This is a genomic window from Pseudooceanicola aestuariicola (genome assembly GCF_045763785.1).
Lineage (GTDB): Bacteria > Pseudomonadota > Alphaproteobacteria > Rhodobacterales > Rhodobacteraceae > Pseudooceanicola.
The window spans coordinates 64139-79693 of sequence record NZ_JBJGSF010000006.1 but is presented as its reverse complement, the minus strand read 5'-3'; the positions used below and the strand labels follow the sequence as shown (position 1 = coordinate 79693).

Here is a 15555-nt window from a genome sequence, read left to right as displayed (position 1 = left end):
TCACTCCTCCTCCGGGGCCAATTGGGCCAGGATGTCTTTCAGACCAAAACTGTCGCCTTCGGCGAATGGCATTTCGGCAACGACCCCGTCGCGCGGGGCCGTCAGTGTGGTTTCCAACTTCATGCTTTCGATCACCAGAAGCGGCTGGCCTTCTTCAACCGCATCGCCGGGTTTAACCGCAACCGACACCACGACACCCGGCATGGGCGCCACCAATCGGTCGTCGCTCGCGCCACCGTCGCTTCCGGCCAGGCGTTCGGCGGGATCAACCCGCCCGACTTCGTAGGTTCGCCCGTCCATGTGCACAAAAGTTGCTTCCGGCCCCACGGCCAGTCGCAATTCGCGCACAACACCCTTGGCCCTCAGCTTGTAACCGCCCGGCAGACCCGTCGGGTCCAATTGGCAGGCAACAGCGCCAGTGGGGGTATTGAGCACGAACCGGCTGCCATCATGACCCAGCCAGCAATCAGTCTCTTCTCCGTCCATCTGAAAAATCCGTTGCATCAGTTTCTCCACCCACCCATCTTGCGGTACATTTCCGGTATCTGCATTACGTCACTCACCAGGCGCTCGTCCGATAGGGCCGCCGCCGCCATCAGCAAGTCAGAGACATCTTCGCCCGGCGCGGTCAGCGTTTCGGATTGTTCAGCCAGGAAGCCAGTTGAAACGTCACCAGAGGCGAAATCCGGATGTGCAAGGATTGCATCCAGGTAACCAGTGTTGGTCGTTACCCCGAGAATCACATAGCTTTGCACCGCGCTCCGGGCACGGGCGATGGCCTGCGCGCGATCCGGGCCATGCACGATCAGCTTGGACAACATCGGGTCGAAGTCGGTCGTTACCTTGCCGCCATCCAGAATGCCGCTGTCTACGCGGATCCCCTCGCCCTGGGGTTCGTCCAGCAGCAGGATATTGCCGATCGCGGGGCGAAAATCGGCGGTCGCATCCTCGGCACAGATGCGCAGTTCGATCGAGTGTCCGGTTTGGGGAATATCCGCCTGCACGGCGCTCAGCCCGTCGCCCGCCGCGACACGCAGCTGCTCGGCAACCAGATCAAAGCCGGTTACCATCTCGGTCACCGGATGTTCGACCTGAAGGCGGGTGTTCATTTCCAGGAAATAAAAGGCCCCATCCTGTGCATAGATGAATTCGACAGTCCCTGCCCCGCGGTATTTGACGGCGCGGGCAATTCCGGCAGCGGTCTCGCAGATCTCATCCCGTTGCTCGGGGGTCAGCGCCGGTGACGGCGTTTCCTCGATAATCTTCTGGAACCGGCGCTGGATCGAACATTCACGTTCCCAGAAATGGACCACGTTGCCCTGTCCGTCGCCCATCACCTGCACCTCGATATGGCGCGGGCGTTCGATATAGCGTTCGACGAAAAGCCGCCCGTCGCCGAAATATCGTTCGCCTTCGCGGCGCGCGGTTTCGATTTCGGTCTCCAGCGTGCTGTCCTCGCGTACGACGCGCATGCCCTTGCCGCCACCGCCGGCCGAGGGCTTGATGAGCAGCGGATAGCCAACGGCGCGGGCGCGTTCGACAAAGCTCGCCGGATCATCATCCTCGATGGCCGAGGGGGCGACGGGAAACCCGCGTTCCTCGACGAAGGCGCGGGCGCGGACCTTGTCCCCCATCAGGTCGATGACCTCGGACGTCGGGCCGACAAAGGTCACTCCGGCTTTTTCCAGCGCCGCGACAAAACCGGCATTCTCTGACAGAAAGCCATAGCCGGGATGAACCGCGTCCGCGCCGATCCCTTTGGCGGCTTCGACGATCTGAGGAATATCGAGATAGGCGGCCACGGGCGTCGGGCCGTCGATCATCACGACCTCATCTGCAATCAGATGCGCCGGCCCCTCTTGCTCGGCGACATGACGCAACACGGCAGTCGCAAGCCCGCGGGCCTTAGCGGTGCGCAACACGCGCGCCGCGATCTCGCCCCGATTGGCGACCAGGAGTTTCGAAATGGTCATGGTGTCGTCCTCTTAGTTCCGGGCCGCGGCATTCAGTCCGTCACGTGCGGCCAGATCGGCTGGCACGGGAATTTCGATATCAAGCAGCATCTGCGCGAACCCTTTGCCCTGCGGGTCTATGCGGACCGAAGCGATGCCCCCCCCGCCCAGCGAGTCATGCAGCAGGAAATTCAGCGAATGGCTTCCGGGCAGGTCGAACCGTTCTACCCTGCCGTCGCAGACATGGGCGAAATAGTCCTTCACCACCTCTTCGCTGAGAGCCGAGCGGATATATGGCAGGTAGTCCGGCTTGCGCGCGAGGATGCCGATATTGGCGATGTCCCCCTTGTCGCCCGAGCGGCCCCAGGCCAGATCGACGAGGCGGACCTTGACAACGTCCGGACCGGGCTCGCGGCTATCTGCGGGCGGTGCGGCAGGCGGATCAAGGTGGACTGGCGTGGCGGCCACGCTCACGGGCACATCCTTGCCGTCGACCTCGACCGCGACGGGGGTCTCGGCCTTGCTCTGAAGGAAGGAAAATAGACGGACCACCGGCTGCACCTTTGGCCGTCCGGCGAAGAACCCGGTCAGACCCTGCGCGGTCGAAATCGCCATCGGTGCGATTTCGCCGGCAAAGATGTTCAGCGCGGCGCGATCGTCATGGACCGCGCCGATCTTGAGCACCACCTCGCGGGTCCGGGCGCGCGCATTTGCGCCATAGGCCGCCTCGGCCCCCAGCACCTCGACGCTGACCTGCCGGAAATCTCCCATGTTGCGGTCGCGGAAAATCCGGCGACAGCGGGTCAGGATCGCCTCGGCCACACGTTCGGCCTTGGCGGGTGCGTCAATCGCGGCCAGTGTCAGGGTAGAGACCGCGCGCCAGCCATCGGCATGGGTCGCCGACACCTTGTAGCTGTCGGTGCGCCCAAGCCCCCTGCCGCCCTTGACCAGCACCCGGTCGGGTCCGACCTGTTCCAGGGTGACCCCGGACCAGTCGCAGATCACGTCGGGCAACAGGTAGGCGCGCGGGTCCCCGATTTCATAGAGCATCTGCTCTCCGACTGACCCGGGCACGACCAGCCCGCCGGTGTCAGGCGTCTTGGTCATGATGAAACTGCCGTCTTCGGACACCTCGACGATGGGCATGCCCATATTGTCCCAACCCGGCACGTCCTGCCAGTCGGTGAAGTTGCCGCCGGTTCCCTGGGGGCCGCATTCGATCAGGTGGCCGGCCAGCGATCCCTGGCTGAGCTTGTCCCAGTCATCGTCGCCCCAACCGTATTCATGCATCAGGGGACCAAGCGCGACCGCGCTGTCGGCGCAGCGTCCGGTGATCACGATGTCGGCCCCGGCATCCAGCGCGGCAGCGATGGGGCGGGCACCCAGATAGGCATTCATGCTCCAGATATCATCTGGAAATGCGACACCCGAGAACATTTCCGTCTGACCGTTTTTGCGAATTTCATCGGCCCTAGGCAACAGGTCATCGCCTAGCACGACTCCGATGGACAGATCGATCCCGGCCTGGGCGGCGGCTTTGGCAAGCGCATCGCTGCAGCCACGCGGGTTCACGCCCCCTGCATTGGCAACGACCTTGATCCCTTTTGCCTTGATATCCGACAACCAGGGTGCCAGCGCCTTGACGAAGTCCGGCGCATAGCCCGACTCGGGCGCTTTGGCGCGGGCCCGCGCCATCAGCGACATTGTCACCTCTGCCAGATAGTCAAACACCAGATAGTCGATCTCGCCCTTTGAGACCAGTTGACCGATCGCTTCCGGCGTATCGCCCCAGAAGCCCGACGCGCATCCGATGCGCAGCTTTCGTTCCGACATATTCCTCTCCTCCCCGTTTGATCAGCGGCCCGTCCATTCGGGTTTGCGCTTCTCAATAAAGGCATCAAAGCCTTCGCGCGCGTCTTCGGTCTGCGCCACACGCGGTAACAGTGTTTCTGCAAACCGCATCTGCTGCGGATAGGTCATGTCCTCCATCGCGTGACAGGCGTATTTTCCCAGCCGGATCGCGCTCGGCGACTGCGCGGCGATCTGGGCAACCAGTTCTGCAACCTTGTCGTCCAGCCCCGCGGCATCGGTCACATAGTTGACCAGATTGAACTGCAGGGCTTCCTCGGCCGTCAGAGGAACGCCGGTGATGAACATCTCCATCAGCCTCCGCCGGGGCAGCACGCGCATCATGGGTGGCACGATCGTCATGGGAAACAGACCTACCTTCACTTCCGGCGTTCCGATGCGGGCATGATCCGCCATCACAGCCAGATCGCAGGCACAGATGATGCCCGCTCCCGCCCCCATCGCGACGCCATTGATGCGCGCGATCGTTGGCTTTCGGCACGCCTGTATCGTCTCGAACAACCTTCCGGCAAAATGATCCGGGTCCGCCGGATCCTGAACAAACGGGCCGCCATCCGCCCCCGCCTTGATGTCGCCCCCGGCACAGAAGGCGCGCTCGCCCTCGCCGGTCAGAACGATCACGCGGCAATCGCTGTCCGTCTCGGCAGCACATATGGCGGCCATGATCCCGTCTGCGACCTCACGGTTGAGGGCATTTCGATTGTCAGGACGTCGAATCGTGATACGCACTTCTTTGCCGAGCGCCTGCGATTGAACAACGCTCTCAGTCATTTCCGAAGCTCCCCCCCTGTATTCAGGACACCGCGCTTTCTTACGTCAGGTCGTCAAAAGCTTGGCTTGATCTATTTTCTAACATATGTTTGATTTTGGTCAACACTGCGGACGACATTTTTCGGGAGGATGATATGACCACTCAAAGTGAGGCTATCGCGGCTGATCTGGAAGCCATCAGGGCGAACTATTCTTTGACTGATGAGCAAAGCCAGATCGTCGATCACGTGGATCGGGTATCGCGCGAGGTGCTGCACCCGCTGCAGGCGCGCATGGATGACGAGGAATGGTGGCCCGATGATCTGTTCAAGCAGATGGGCGAGCTGGGCCTGCTGGGGATTACCGCGCCGGAGGAGCTGGGCGGATCGGGGCAGAACGAGTTCACCCAGGCGCTGGTGTCCGAGGTGATTTCGAAGTGGAACCCGGCTGTGGGCCTCTCGCACGGGGCGCATGACAACCTGTGCCTGAATAACCTGCTGCGCAACGGCTCCGAAGAGCAGGTGAAGAAATACGTGCCGGGCCTTTGCTCGGGCGAGCTCGTCGGTGCTTTGGGCCTGACCGAACCGGGTGCGGGATCCGATGCGCTCGGATCCATGGCCACCACTGCCCGCCGCGACGGTGATGATTATGTCATCAACGGCTCGAAGATTTACATCACCAACGGCCCCATTGCCGATGTGATCCTGCTTTATGCCAAAACCGACAAGTCGAAGGGCGCCAAGGGCATTTCTGCTTTCATCATCGAGACGGACAATCCCGGTTTCAAGGTGGCGCAAAAGCTTGACAAAATGGGCTTTCGCGGCTCGCCAACCGGAGAACTGGTGTTTGAGGATTGCCGCGTACCCGCATCCGCCATGGTTGGACCGGAAAACACCGGCGTTTCGGTGGTAATGAGCGGGTTGGATCTGGAGCGTGCTATGGTTGCCTCAGTCTGCGTTGGCATGGCCGAACGCGCCCTGGAACTAGGGCTGGAATACGCCAAGATTCGCGAACAATTCGGCAAACCGATTGCAAGTTTCCAGATGATGCAGTCGAAACTGGCCGAGATCTACACCGAGGTCGAAACCGCGCGCGCATTCGGTTATCGGGCACTGGCCGCCTGTACGGGCCTACCAAAAGGGGCCGGGGGCCGTGGCGAAATCCACAAACTGACCGCGGCGGCCTGTCTTTACGCAGGCGAGGCATTCAACAAGGCGGTGACCGAAGCCTGTCATATTCATGGTGGCTCTGGCTACATGCAGGACACCGAGATCAACCGGCTGTTCCGCGCCAACAAATTGTTGGAGATCGGCGCGGGAACAAGCGAAGTCCGCAAGATCATCATTGCCGAAGAACTTTTGCGCGCCTGAGGGGGACGAGACAATGAACAAGCAACTGCGCAACGACACCGCTCTGCCAACACATTTCATGACGGACGAACAGCAGGCCCTGGCCGATCAGGCCGGCAAGTTCTTCATGTCCGAATTCCACCATCTGAATGCGGAAATGGACGATACTGATGACCTGCCGTCTTCGGTTTTCCCCAAGCTGGGCGAAATGGGCTATCTGGGACTGAACGTGCCGCCGGAATTCGGCGGCGCTGGTTTGGATTTCACCTCGGCCTGCATCATCACCGAACAGCTGTCGCGGGCCTCTGCCGCGATTGGGCTGACTCATGTGGCGCATGACAATTTGTGCGTCAACAACATCTATCGCAACGCCAATGACGATCTGCGCCGAAAATACCTGCCAGGTCTGTGCAACGGAACGCTGATCGGCGCCCTGGGTCTGACCGAACCCGGCGCGGGGTCTGATGCGCTTGGCTCGATGCGGACCACGGCCAAAAAGGATGCCGACGACTACATCCTGAACGGCGCCAAGATCTACATCACCAATGGGCCGATTGCCGATCTGGTGCTGGTCTATGCCAAGACATCGCCCGAAAAAGGGGCCAAGGGCATTTCCGCCTTTATCGTGGAAACCGACACGCCCGGTTTCAAGGTGGCGCAGAAGCTCAACAAGATGGGATTCCGCGGCTCGCCGACGGGCGAACTGGTATTCGAAGATTGCCGTGTTCCGGCCAGAAACATGGTCGGCAAGCTGGATGGCGGGGTTGCCGTTACCATGTCCGGACTTGATCTGGAACGTGCCATCGTCTGTTTCAACGCTCTGGGCATTGCGCAGCGGGCGCTGGATATTTCCATCGACTACGCCAAGACACGCCAGCAATTCGGCAAACCGATCGCCAGTTTTCAGATGGTTCAGGCGATGCTGGCCGACATGTATACGCAGATCGAGGCCGCGCGGAGCCTGTCCTTGCGCACCGCTGCCATGTGTGAAGGCCTCGAAGAGGGCGAAGGCGGGCGCGGCGAAATCCACAAGCTCACCGCTGCGGCGATCTACAAGGCCGCTGAGGCGACATCCTTCGTGCTGGACAAAGCTGTCCAGATTCACGGCGGCTCGGGTTACATGCGTGATACAGAAGTGAACCGGCTGTACCGGACCGGTCGCGTGCTTGAGGTCGGCGCAGGCACCCAGGAGGTTCGCAAACTCATCATTTCTGGCGAATTGCTGAAGAATTAGGGGCGGAACATGAGCGAAGCGAAATCAAGGCGTTACGCGTCGGATCTCATGGCGGGCCAGGTTGCCCTGGTCACGGGGTCCGGATCTGGAATGGGCCGGGCGACGGCGATCGAAATGGCCGCTTGCGGGGCCAGGCTTGCGCTGTTCGCGCGCCGCGAAGAGCCGCTGGAAGAGACCGCCGAAATGATCCGGGCGGCGGGGGGCGAGGCCTTTGTCGTGCCCGGAGACACCCGCGACGAAGACAGTATCGAAGCTGCGATGGGGCGGATCAAGGACCACTATGGGCAGTTGGATGTTTTGGTGAACAATGCCGGCGGCCAGTATATCGCGGCCGCCCGCGATATCACCAACAAGGGCTTCGAAGCCGTGATCCGCAACAACCTGATCGGGTCTTGGCAGATGACCCGGGCAGCGGCGGATCACTTCATGTACGACAATGGTGGATCGGTTGTGTTTGTCACCGCCATCTCGGCGCGCACCGCGCTTACCGGCTTTACACACACCGTCGCCGCCCGCGCCGGTGTAACGGGCATGATGAAAACGCTGGCCGCCGAATGGGGCGAGTACGGCATCCGGCTGAACTGTGTCGCGCCGGGCACGATCAAGACCGATGCGCTTGGCCGCTATCCGATTCCGCCGGAACAGTGGAAAAAGCTGAACCGCTCGGTGCTAAACCGGATGGGGGCGGCCGAGGACATCGCAGGCACGATCATTTTCCTGGCCTCGAAACTTGGCGGTTTCATCACCGGAGAAGACATTTATGTAGACGGCGGTGAGACCTTGCATATGGGTCATGACGCGCGGGACATGATCAACCCCGCGATGTTCGAGAAACGCGAACGGGGAGATGGCAAGAATGAGTAAACACCCAGTCCTTCTGGAGATTTCCGGCAGGATCGCCACGGTTACGCTGAACGATCCCGAGCGGCGCAACCCGGTCACCGGAAACGACATGATCGCTGCCCTTCTGGAGACCTTCGCCAAGGTGCAGGCCGATCCTCAGGTCAGCGTGATGATCCTGACCGGCGCCGACCCGGCCTTTTGTGCCGGCGGCGACATCAAGGAAATGAACGATCCCGACAGCGTGTTCCGCAAGGAGCCGCTGGCGGCGGCGCAGAGCTATGTTGATGGGGTGCAGCGGCTGCCGCTTGCGCTCTACAACATGGATATTCCGACCATCGCCGCAGTCAACGGCCCGGCGGTGGGCGCGGGGTGCGACCTGACCATGATGTGCGACATGCGCATCGCGTCGGAAAAAGCAAGGTTCGGCGAAGTGTTTCTGAATCTCGGAATCATTCCGGGCGATGCGGGCAGCTGGTTCCTGTTGCGTCGTCTGGGCCACCAGAAGGCCGCCGATCTGACCTTCTCAGGGCGCATGGTCGAGGCCAAGGAAGCGCTGGAGCTTGGTATGGTGCTTGAACTTGTGCCTCATGAAAAATTGATGGAACGGGCCCGCGAACGGGCCGCTGTCATCGCCGCGAAACCGCCGCGCGCGGTGCGGGTCGCCAAGCGTCTGATGCGCAATGCCGAACGGATGGACCTGCCGGATTTTCTGAATTCCGCGGCGGCCTATCAGGCGCTCATGCATCAGACCGAAGACCACCACGAGGCGGTTGCTGCGTTCGTCGAAAAACGAAAACCCAATTTCACGGGGCGTTAAAGGAAAGATCGCATGTCAGACATCACCCAAAAGAAGATGGAGCAAATCGCGCAGATGTGGAATGCGCGCGGCAAGGGTCTGATAACGCATATGGCGCTTGAGATCGAAGAGGTCTCGACCGAACGTGTTCGGGTTCGGATGCCGTTCAATCCGGACTTTTGCGTCGATGCGGAACAATCGCTGCTCCACGGTGGTATCCTGACGGCACTTCTGGACAGTGTCTTTGGACTGGCGAACTTTGTTGCCATCGAAGGCGTCAGTACCATGGCCACTCTTGACCTCAGAGTTGATTACCTGCGCCCGGCCCGTTCGCGCGCGGATGTCATCGTTCAAGCGCATTGTTTTCGCAAGACCCGCCACATCGCCTTCAATTCCGGCAGCGTCTGGTTCGCGGGCCATGAGGATGCTGAAATAGCCAGGGGAACCGCCTCGTTTGCATTGACGCGCGGCGAAACCAGCCTGTTTGACGCAATGACAAAAGGAAAAACCTCGTGATGGACGTGCAAACTGTCAATGCCAATGTTTCCCGGGTGCCGTTCTTCCGATTTCTCAACTTTGAGGTCAGAAGTCTAGACAGTCTCCATGCTGAGGCGGAGATGACCTTTGATGACCCCCATATCGGTAACCCGATCATGGAGTACTACCATGGCGGCATAATCGCGAGTTTTATGGAGGCCACTGCCGCCATCGCGGTACAGCCCGATTTCGCCGACGTTCCGGCCAAGCCGATCAACCTGACCGTCGATTACCTCAGACCCGGTGTGAAGGGACCGCTTTTTGCGCGCGCTAACGTCACGCGCAAAGGCAAGCGGATGGCAAGCGTCAGCGTGCTCAGCTGGCAGACGGATCGGGAAAAGGCGGTTGCCGAAGGGCTGTATCACTTCCTTCTGGTCTGACCGGGGCAACCGCTTTCAGGGCTACCTTGTCCTGTGGACGGGGCCGCTTCCCGGTTACAAATGCCTTCCAGTAACAGATAGATGAGCATGCTGGAGAATTCAGGCAGTGATAGATATCCTTCCACTCCTGCCTTGTTCGGGTCGAACCATTCCACCGTCCAGTTTAAGGCACCCAACATCACCTGGCGCAAGGGGACGATCTTGATATCCGACCGTATGGCACCGTCGTCCTGAGCTTCACGGAGTATCCGATTCCAGAGTTTTCCATACTCATGGCGAATACCCCTGTGCCTCTCCCTGAAATGATTGGGGAGCATTCCATAGCTTCTGATATTCGCCGAGGTGAATTCACTTGCCTTGAAGAGGAAATCCAGGTGCGCCCAGATTGCAGTCGCTATCTTGGCGTGATGATCGTACGGGGCATCGAATTTCCGAACGGCGGCTTCGACACCTGATAGCAAGTCCCTCAGTCCGGCGTTTAGAACTTCGTCAACGATCGCTTCTTTGGAGTTGAAATGGTAATAGACGCTGCCCGCTTTCATGTCCGCTTCTTCCGCGATCTTTCTCAGCGTGGTCGCCTTGTAGCCATTGTCCCTCAGAACGCGCGCTGCGGCCTTTAGAATTTCTGCACGGGTCTTAGCCGCCTTGCTGTCGGGATCCGGGGTTTTGGCGGGAGTGGCGGGGCACAGCTTCAAGCCTTCGGTACCCGCCTTGCGATGTGGACACATTCCGTCAAGTATCAGCTTACTCATTCGTTCCGCGAGGATGCGCACCGGATACTTGTCGACATCGTACCATTCTACGGTCCAGTTCATGGCACTCAGGATGAACTGGCGGATCACAGCAGTGGATATGTCGCTTCGAAGGTGGCCGGCGCGTTTGGCGTCATTCAGGAATTTGCCCCAGGCCCCTGCATATGATGCACGCAATTCGCGATGCGGGGCGCGTGTTTCGTCCGACAACATCGGATAGTTCCGAATATTGGCTGACGTGAAGTCGCTGTCGGTCAAGAGATAGGTCAGATGTGTTTCAATCAGCAGTCCGAAAGTCTTGCGAAAATCCTCCGAACTTGTCGGTGCCGACCGAACAATTTCACTGACCGCCTGATATAGTTGACGGACGCCAAGATCGAGAACTTCGCTCAGAATCTGGTCCTTGGATTGAAAATGATAATAAATGCTGCCGGCCTCAATGCCAGCTTCCTGCGCGATGTCGCGCATAGTCGTTGCGTGATAGCCTTCATACCGAAAAAGTCGCGCGGCCGCAGCGAGTATGGCTTCGCGGGTCCTCTCCGACATGCTTAGATCGTCATTCACTATCCTGGTATCTTCAATCTGTCGTGCCATCCAGTGTCGATACTTGTCGTAGATGAGGCTGTCCATTGCAATTAATCTAACAACTGTTAGATTACATCGGAGAGAGTGTCGAATCAAGCTCTTTTCAAGGTGCAACGGAAGAGGAGGACCTCCACATGCGAGGGTTGAGTGGAAAACGGGTCGTCGTGACCGGCGGTGGGAGCGGCATTGGCCGAGCGGTTTGCGAACGGTTCGGCGCGGAGGGTGCCGAAGTCGCCGTTTTCGATCTGAACAAAGCCGGAGCGGATGAAACCGCCAAACTAATCACTGAATCCGGCGGAAAAGCGACTGCATTTCAGGCGGATATCACCGATCGCGCACAGGTCGACAAGGCCGTCGCCGAGTTCGAATCCGGCGGACCGATTGATGTGCTGGTGAACAACGCGGGCTGGGACGTGATCAAACCGTTCCTCGACACCGATCCCGACCTTTGGAAAAAGGTCATCGACATAAATCTTTACGGTCCGCTGAATATGCATCACGCGGTGCTTCCGGGCATGGTCAAGAACGGCGGCGGCCGTGTGGTCAACATCGCGTCCGACGCCGGACGCGTCGGATCATCCGGCGAAGCCGTGTATTCGGCCTGCAAGGGTGGCATCATCTCGTTCACCAAAACCGTAGCGCGCGAACTGGCGCGTAAAGGTATTCAATTGAATGCGGTCGCCCCCGGCCCGACCGATACGCCGCTGTTCGCTCAGGTTGCCGAGGGCGAGGCCGGTCAAAAGATCGCCGAAGGTCTCAAGCGGGCGATTCCGATGAAGCGTCTTGCGCAGCCGACGGATTACCCTGGCATCATCTGCTTCCTGTCGTCGGACGACGCAGGGTTCATTACCGGCCAGGTGATTTCGGTTTCGGGCGGCCTGTCCATGCACGGTTAAAACGCTGGCAGCAGCGCCGGACTCAAGGCGCTGCTGCCATACCGTGCCAAGAGTTACCTCCCCGACTGGCCGCGCCTTATATGCGGCCCTTTTTCATTCTAGAAAGGTTGCGAATGTTTCAGCCAGGCTCTGACATCCAGCGGACAAGCACGCTGACCGCATTTCTGAGGGGCTGCGGCATTGACAGTTACGAGGAACTCGTCCGCCGTTCGAATGAAGACCCAGACTGGTTCTTGGGGCAGATCATTGACCATGCCGGGATACGGTTCGCGCGGCCCTACAGCCGGTTGCGAGATATCTCCGAAGGGCCCGAATCGATCCGGTGGGCCGTCGGGAGTACTTTGAATCTGACGGAAACCTGTCTTGACGCCCGAATTGCCGATGGCTTGGGCGACAAGGTCGCAATCGACTGGGTCGGCGAAGACGGAAGCCGCCGCCGCTGGACCTATTCCGACCTTACCGCCGAAGCCTCCCGCGTCGCCTCGGCCCTTGCCACGCGCGGTGTAAGGCCCGGTCAGGCGGTGGGCATCTATATGCCGATGATCCCCGAAATCGAGGCCGCGCTTCTGGGTATTGCCCGGCTGGGCGCGGTTGCGGTGCCGCTGTTTTCCGGTTTTGCGCCCCATGCCATCGTATCGCGCCTGAACGACGCGGATGCCGTGGCGGTGTTGACGGCGGATGCCACACCCCGGCGAGGCAAGCCGGTCTGGATGGAAGCGACCCTTGCCCAAGCTTTGACCGACGTACCATCGGTTCATACCGTGATCAGCCTGCGACGGTTCGGCGATGCGGTGGCCGATCCGGCCCGCGATCTGGACTGGACCGAAACAGTGGGCCGCGCCAGTCCGGAGTTTGCCGCCGTTCCCGTCAGTGCCGATGACACCTTTCTCATCGCCTATACATCGGGCACCACCGGGCGGCCCAAGGGTGTCGTGCATACCCATTTGGGCGTGCAGGCCAAGGCCACGGCCGATTTCCTGCTTTGCCTCGACATGAAACGGGATGACCGGCACCTCTGGATGACCGACATGGGGTGGGTCATGGGACCGCTCACCCTTTTATCGGTGCTCTTGTCCGGTTCGACTCTGGTGCTGGCCGAGGGCGCACCATCAATGCCCGGCGATCCCTTCAGGCTGCTGCGTCTTGCGTCCGAGATGGAGGTCACGCATCTCGGCGTGGCCCCGACCCTGGTACGGCAGTTCATGACGCAGGATACTGAATCTTTGTCGGGCTACGACTTGTCGTCCCTGCGCATCGTCGCCTCGACCGGCGAGCCCTGGACCGAGGATGCCTGGCTCTGGCAGCTCGATCATATCTGTCGCCGCCGCGCCGTGCCGCTGAACATCTCGGGCGGGACCGAGCTTTTTGGCGCGATCCTGACCTCGACCGTGCTGCACGAGCTCAAGCCCGGCGGATTTTCGGCCCAGGCCCTGGGTGTCGGGGCCAAGGTTCTGCGCCAGGACGGCAGCGAAGCCGCACCGGGCGAGGTCGGCGAACTGGTCGTGACCCAGCCGCCTCTGGGTCTGACCCCGGCCATCAGGGGGGACCGCGATCGCTACCTTGACACCTACTGGTCCACCTTCCCCGGCCTCTGGCGGCACGGCGACTGGGTGCGCTGCGATCCGGACGGGACATGGTATATCCTGGGCCGGTCGGACGACACGCTGAACATCGCCGGCAAACGCATCGGCCCGCCCGAGATCGAGGCGGCCCTGACCGAAACCGGAGAGGTGGTGGACGCCGCGGCCATCGCGGCACCTGATGACATCAAGGGCGTGGCTGTCGTCTGCGTCTGCGTGGCGGCACCAAATGTGTCGCCGGACGCGGAGCTCGTGAACCGGCTCAAGGATCGTGTCGGGGAGATCGTCTCGAAACCCTTCCGCCCGCGCGAGATCCACTTTGTCGAAGCGCTGCCCAAGACCCGCAGCATGAAAACCATGCGCCGTGTCGTGCGCGCCGCCTTTCTCGGTGAAGATCCAGGCGATCTGTCGTCGATCAGCAACCCGGAAACCATTCAGCCCATCGCAGACCTGCAAAAGGAAAAGTCATGATCACTGTTTTCGGAGCCACGGGCACGACTGGTGCGCCCCTCGTCGACACGCTTCTGGCAAAAGGCGCGACCGTGCGCGCTGTCACCAGCGACCTCTCAAAGTTAGACGCGCTAAAGGCCAAAGGATGCGAGGCGGTCGTCGCGGATTTCACGGACCCTGCCGCGCTGGCGCGGGCCTGTGACGGGGCAGAAAAGATATACCTGGTCACGCCTGCCCATCTGAACATGCGCCAGTGGAAGGCGAACGTGATCGAGGCGGCCAAGGCCGCGGGCGTGCGCCATATCGTTGTGGCCACGGGGCTTGGCGCGTCGCCCAAGGCGGGGCTGACCTTTGGAAAGTGGCATTCCGAAACCCAGGAGCTGCTGAAGCAAAGCGGCCTTGACTGGACCTTTGTCCAGCCGACCTATTTCATGCAGAACCTGCTGTGGCAGGCCGGTAACATTGCAAAGGACGCCGTGTACTATGACGATCTGGGCGGCCCCGTGGCCTGGATCGACGCCCGCGACATCGCGGATGTCGCCGCCGAGGCGCTGACCGCTCCGGGTTACGAAGGCAAGGCTCTTGGTCTGACCGGGCCCGAAGCTCTTACCGGAGAAGATATCGCCGCCCTCCTGTCCAGGGTGACCGGGCGCACTGTCTCCTGCGCACCCCTGCCGGCCGAAAATGCCAAGGCGGGCATGGTGGCTGGCGGAATGCAGGACGAGGTCGCCAGAGCCATGGTCGAATTGGCTTCCATCGCGCCCAAGGGCTACCTTGCCGGCATCGAGACCACGGTCAGCGATGTGATGGGACGCCCGGCGCGCCGATTTGCCGATTTCGTCGCCGAGAACCGGGATGCTTTCGTCAAGTAACCTGATGGCGGCGCCGCTTTATCTCGAACTGGCGCCGCCTGAGGAAGCGGCCAAACAGATCGACCATTTGTTCGTGTTCCGCGATACCGGTGTGCTGAGCGGTGGTGGACGCGGGCGGTTCGCAACCGACCTCTTTACCCTTTCGGTAACGCGCGACGACAGCGGCGGCGGGCGCGTATCGCTGGCAGAACCGCGCCCCTATTTTTCGCCCCGCCCAAGGCCATTCCAGGGTGTCGTGGCCGGGCTGCGACTGTCGTCACGACCGCAGCGATTTCCCGACTCCAAAGGGCTGGACATGCTGGCCTCAGAACTGGCCCGGGTTCAGACCGGGGACGATGACCTGCCTGCGCTCATCGCGGTGCTTGACGGCCTTGCGAGAGACCTGCGCTTTGCCGCACCACCCGGAGCTTACAGCGACCGGACCAAACGTCGAAAGGTGCGGGCGGAAACCGGCGTGTCGCGGCGGCGGCTTGCGACCTTGCGACGCTTTCGCCGGGCTCTCGGGCAGCTTGCGTCAAAGACCCTGCCGCTGAGCGATCTGGCGCTGGACGCCGGATATTACGATCAATCTCACTTGTCCGCCGCTTGCCGGATCTTCGCCGGCAAACCGCCCGGCGCGTTGCGCGCTCTGTCTATTCCGCGTCGTTTTGACCTTTCGCTACAAGATACGCGCCTCAAAGACCGCCTAAGATTGGTCATTGACGAATGAA

15 protein-coding genes are annotated in these 15555 nt (G+C 60.8%); 10 read left to right on the top strand and 5 right to left on the bottom strand.

Annotation, left to right across the window (positions count from 1 at the left end):
- From ACI3GR_RS17215 to ACI3GR_RS17200, 4 genes are read right to left on the bottom strand one after another with little or no spacing between them, the layout of a single operon-like run.
- On the bottom strand, positions 1 to 504 hold the full coding sequence (locus ACI3GR_RS17215; RefSeq protein WP_233145717.1) for an acyl-CoA carboxylase biotin carboxyl carrier protein subunit: 504 nt from the start codon (positions 502 to 504) through the stop codon (positions 1 to 3).
- A complete protein-coding gene (locus ACI3GR_RS17210) occupies positions 504 to 1973 on the bottom strand; it encodes an acetyl-CoA carboxylase biotin carboxylase subunit (protein WP_043753624.1) in 1470 nt (489 codons plus the stop codon). The genes ACI3GR_RS17215 and ACI3GR_RS17210 overlap by 1 nt, the downstream gene beginning before the upstream one ends.
- Before the next feature lie 12 nt (positions 1974 to 1985).
- The gene (locus ACI3GR_RS17205) at positions 1986 to 3785 is read right to left on the bottom strand and encodes an acyclic terpene utilization AtuA family protein (protein WP_043753627.1); all 1800 of its coding nucleotides are present in this window, start codon (positions 3783 to 3785) and stop codon (positions 1986 to 1988) included.
- Between the two features lie 21 nt (positions 3786 to 3806).
- Positions 3807 to 4592 (bottom strand): enoyl-CoA hydratase-related protein, encoded by a 786-nt coding sequence (locus ACI3GR_RS17200; protein WP_204114563.1) that lies wholly within the window; start codon positions 4590 to 4592, stop codon positions 3807 to 3809.
- A 134-nt stretch (positions 4593 to 4726) separates the two neighbouring features.
- Here ACI3GR_RS17200 and ACI3GR_RS17195 point away from each other — a divergent pair, with 134 nt between their 5' ends.
- From ACI3GR_RS17195 to ACI3GR_RS17170, 6 genes are read left to right on the top strand one after another with little or no spacing between them, the layout of a single operon-like run.
- The gene (locus tag ACI3GR_RS17195; protein ID WP_204114564.1) at positions 4727 to 5941 is read left to right on the top strand and encodes an acyl-CoA dehydrogenase family protein; all 1215 of its coding nucleotides are present in this window, start codon (positions 4727 to 4729) and stop codon (positions 5939 to 5941) included.
- 13 nt (positions 5942 to 5954) lie between these two features.
- Entirely contained in the window at positions 5955 to 7154 is a 1200-nt protein-coding gene (locus ACI3GR_RS17190) for an acyl-CoA dehydrogenase family protein (protein WP_204114565.1), read from the top strand.
- A gap of 9 nt (positions 7155 to 7163) precedes the next feature.
- Positions 7164 to 8018 carry an SDR family NAD(P)-dependent oxidoreductase gene (locus ACI3GR_RS17185; protein WP_057796873.1) on the top strand — a complete coding sequence of 285 codons (855 nt, stop codon included), beginning with the start codon at positions 7164 to 7166 and terminating at the stop codon, positions 8016 to 8018.
- The gene (locus ACI3GR_RS17180) at positions 8011 to 8814 is read left to right on the top strand and encodes an enoyl-CoA hydratase-related protein (RefSeq protein ID WP_204114566.1); all 804 of its coding nucleotides are present in this window, start codon (positions 8011 to 8013) and stop codon (positions 8812 to 8814) included. Before ACI3GR_RS17185 ends, ACI3GR_RS17180 begins: the two co-directional genes overlap by 8 nt.
- 12 nt (positions 8815 to 8826) lie before the next feature.
- Positions 8827 to 9309, top strand: a complete 483-nt coding sequence (locus ACI3GR_RS17175; RefSeq protein ID WP_204114567.1) for a PaaI family thioesterase — start codon at positions 8827 to 8829, stop codon at positions 9307 to 9309.
- Positions 9309 to 9710, top strand: coding sequence for a PaaI family thioesterase (locus ACI3GR_RS17170; RefSeq protein WP_204114568.1), 402 nt, complete (start codon positions 9309 to 9311; stop codon positions 9708 to 9710). The genes ACI3GR_RS17175 and ACI3GR_RS17170 overlap by 1 nt, the downstream gene beginning before the upstream one ends.
- Here the strand turns inward: ACI3GR_RS17170 and ACI3GR_RS17165 are convergent.
- Complete coding sequence (locus tag ACI3GR_RS17165; protein WP_407496275.1) at positions 9692 to 11092, bottom strand: TetR/AcrR family transcriptional regulator; 1401 nt, start codon at positions 11090 to 11092, stop codon at positions 9692 to 9694. The genes ACI3GR_RS17170 and ACI3GR_RS17165 overlap by 19 nt on opposite strands.
- A gap of 89 nt (positions 11093 to 11181) precedes the next feature.
- On the opposite strand from ACI3GR_RS17165, the gene ACI3GR_RS17160 reads away from it, so the two are divergent.
- From ACI3GR_RS17160 to ACI3GR_RS17145, 4 genes are all read left to right on the top strand, one after another.
- Positions 11182 to 11943, top strand: a complete 762-nt coding sequence (locus ACI3GR_RS17160) for a glucose 1-dehydrogenase (protein WP_204114570.1) — start codon at positions 11182 to 11184, stop codon at positions 11941 to 11943.
- A gap of 113 nt (positions 11944 to 12056) precedes the next feature.
- Positions 12057 to 13994, top strand: coding sequence for an AMP-binding protein (locus ACI3GR_RS17155; protein WP_204114571.1), 1938 nt, complete (start codon positions 12057 to 12059; stop codon positions 13992 to 13994).
- On the top strand, positions 13991 to 14845 hold the full coding sequence (locus tag ACI3GR_RS17150; RefSeq protein ID WP_218394044.1) for an SDR family oxidoreductase: 855 nt from the start codon (positions 13991 to 13993) through the stop codon (positions 14843 to 14845). The genes ACI3GR_RS17155 and ACI3GR_RS17150 overlap by 4 nt, the downstream gene beginning before the upstream one ends.
- On the top strand, positions 14829 to 15554 hold the full coding sequence (locus ACI3GR_RS17145) for an AraC family transcriptional regulator (RefSeq protein ID WP_028288568.1): 726 nt from the start codon (positions 14829 to 14831) through the stop codon (positions 15552 to 15554). The genes ACI3GR_RS17150 and ACI3GR_RS17145 overlap by 17 nt, the downstream gene beginning before the upstream one ends.
- Position 15555 lies beyond the last annotated feature (1 nt).

Excerpts from the sequence above, each read along its gene's own strand:
- ACI3GR_RS17180 (WP_204114566.1), top strand. The coding sequence starts at position 8,011 with ATGAGTAAACACCCAGTCCTTCTGGAGATTTCCGGCAGGATCGCCACG.
- ACI3GR_RS17210 (WP_043753624.1), bottom strand. The coding sequence starts at position 1,973 with ATGACCATTTCGAAACTCCTGGTCGCCAATCGGGGCGAGATCGCGGCG.
- ACI3GR_RS17150 (WP_218394044.1), top strand. The coding sequence starts at position 13,991 with ATGATCACTGTTTTCGGAGCCACGGGCACGACTGGTGCGCCCCTCGTC.
- ACI3GR_RS17200 (WP_204114563.1), bottom strand. The coding sequence starts at position 4,592 with ATGACTGAGAGCGTTGTTCAATCGCAGGCGCTCGGCAAAGAAGTGCGT.
- ACI3GR_RS17175 (WP_204114567.1), top strand. The coding sequence starts at position 8,827 with ATGTCAGACATCACCCAAAAGAAGATGGAGCAAATCGCGCAGATGTGG.
- ACI3GR_RS17160 (WP_204114570.1), top strand. The coding sequence starts at position 11,182 with ATGCGAGGGTTGAGTGGAAAACGGGTCGTCGTGACCGGCGGTGGGAGC.
- ACI3GR_RS17185 (WP_057796873.1), top strand. The coding sequence starts at position 7,164 with ATGAGCGAAGCGAAATCAAGGCGTTACGCGTCGGATCTCATGGCGGGC.
- ACI3GR_RS17215 (WP_233145717.1), bottom strand. The coding sequence starts at position 504 with ATGCAACGGATTTTTCAGATGGACGGAGAAGAGACTGATTGCTGGCTG.
- ACI3GR_RS17195 (WP_204114564.1), top strand. The coding sequence starts at position 4,727 with ATGACCACTCAAAGTGAGGCTATCGCGGCTGATCTGGAAGCCATCAGG.
- ACI3GR_RS17155 (WP_204114571.1), top strand. The coding sequence starts at position 12,057 with ATGTTTCAGCCAGGCTCTGACATCCAGCGGACAAGCACGCTGACCGCA.
- ACI3GR_RS17170 (WP_204114568.1), top strand. The coding sequence starts at position 9,309 with ATGGACGTGCAAACTGTCAATGCCAATGTTTCCCGGGTGCCGTTCTTC.
- ACI3GR_RS17165 (WP_407496275.1), bottom strand. The coding sequence starts at position 11,092 with ATGGACAGCCTCATCTACGACAAGTATCGACACTGGATGGCACGACAG.
- ACI3GR_RS17145 (WP_028288568.1), top strand. The coding sequence starts at position 14,829 with ATGCTTTCGTCAAGTAACCTGATGGCGGCGCCGCTTTATCTCGAACTG.
- ACI3GR_RS17190 (WP_204114565.1), top strand. The coding sequence starts at position 5,955 with ATGAACAAGCAACTGCGCAACGACACCGCTCTGCCAACACATTTCATG.
- ACI3GR_RS17205 (WP_043753627.1), bottom strand. The coding sequence starts at position 3,785 with ATGTCGGAACGAAAGCTGCGCATCGGATGCGCGTCGGGCTTCTGGGGC.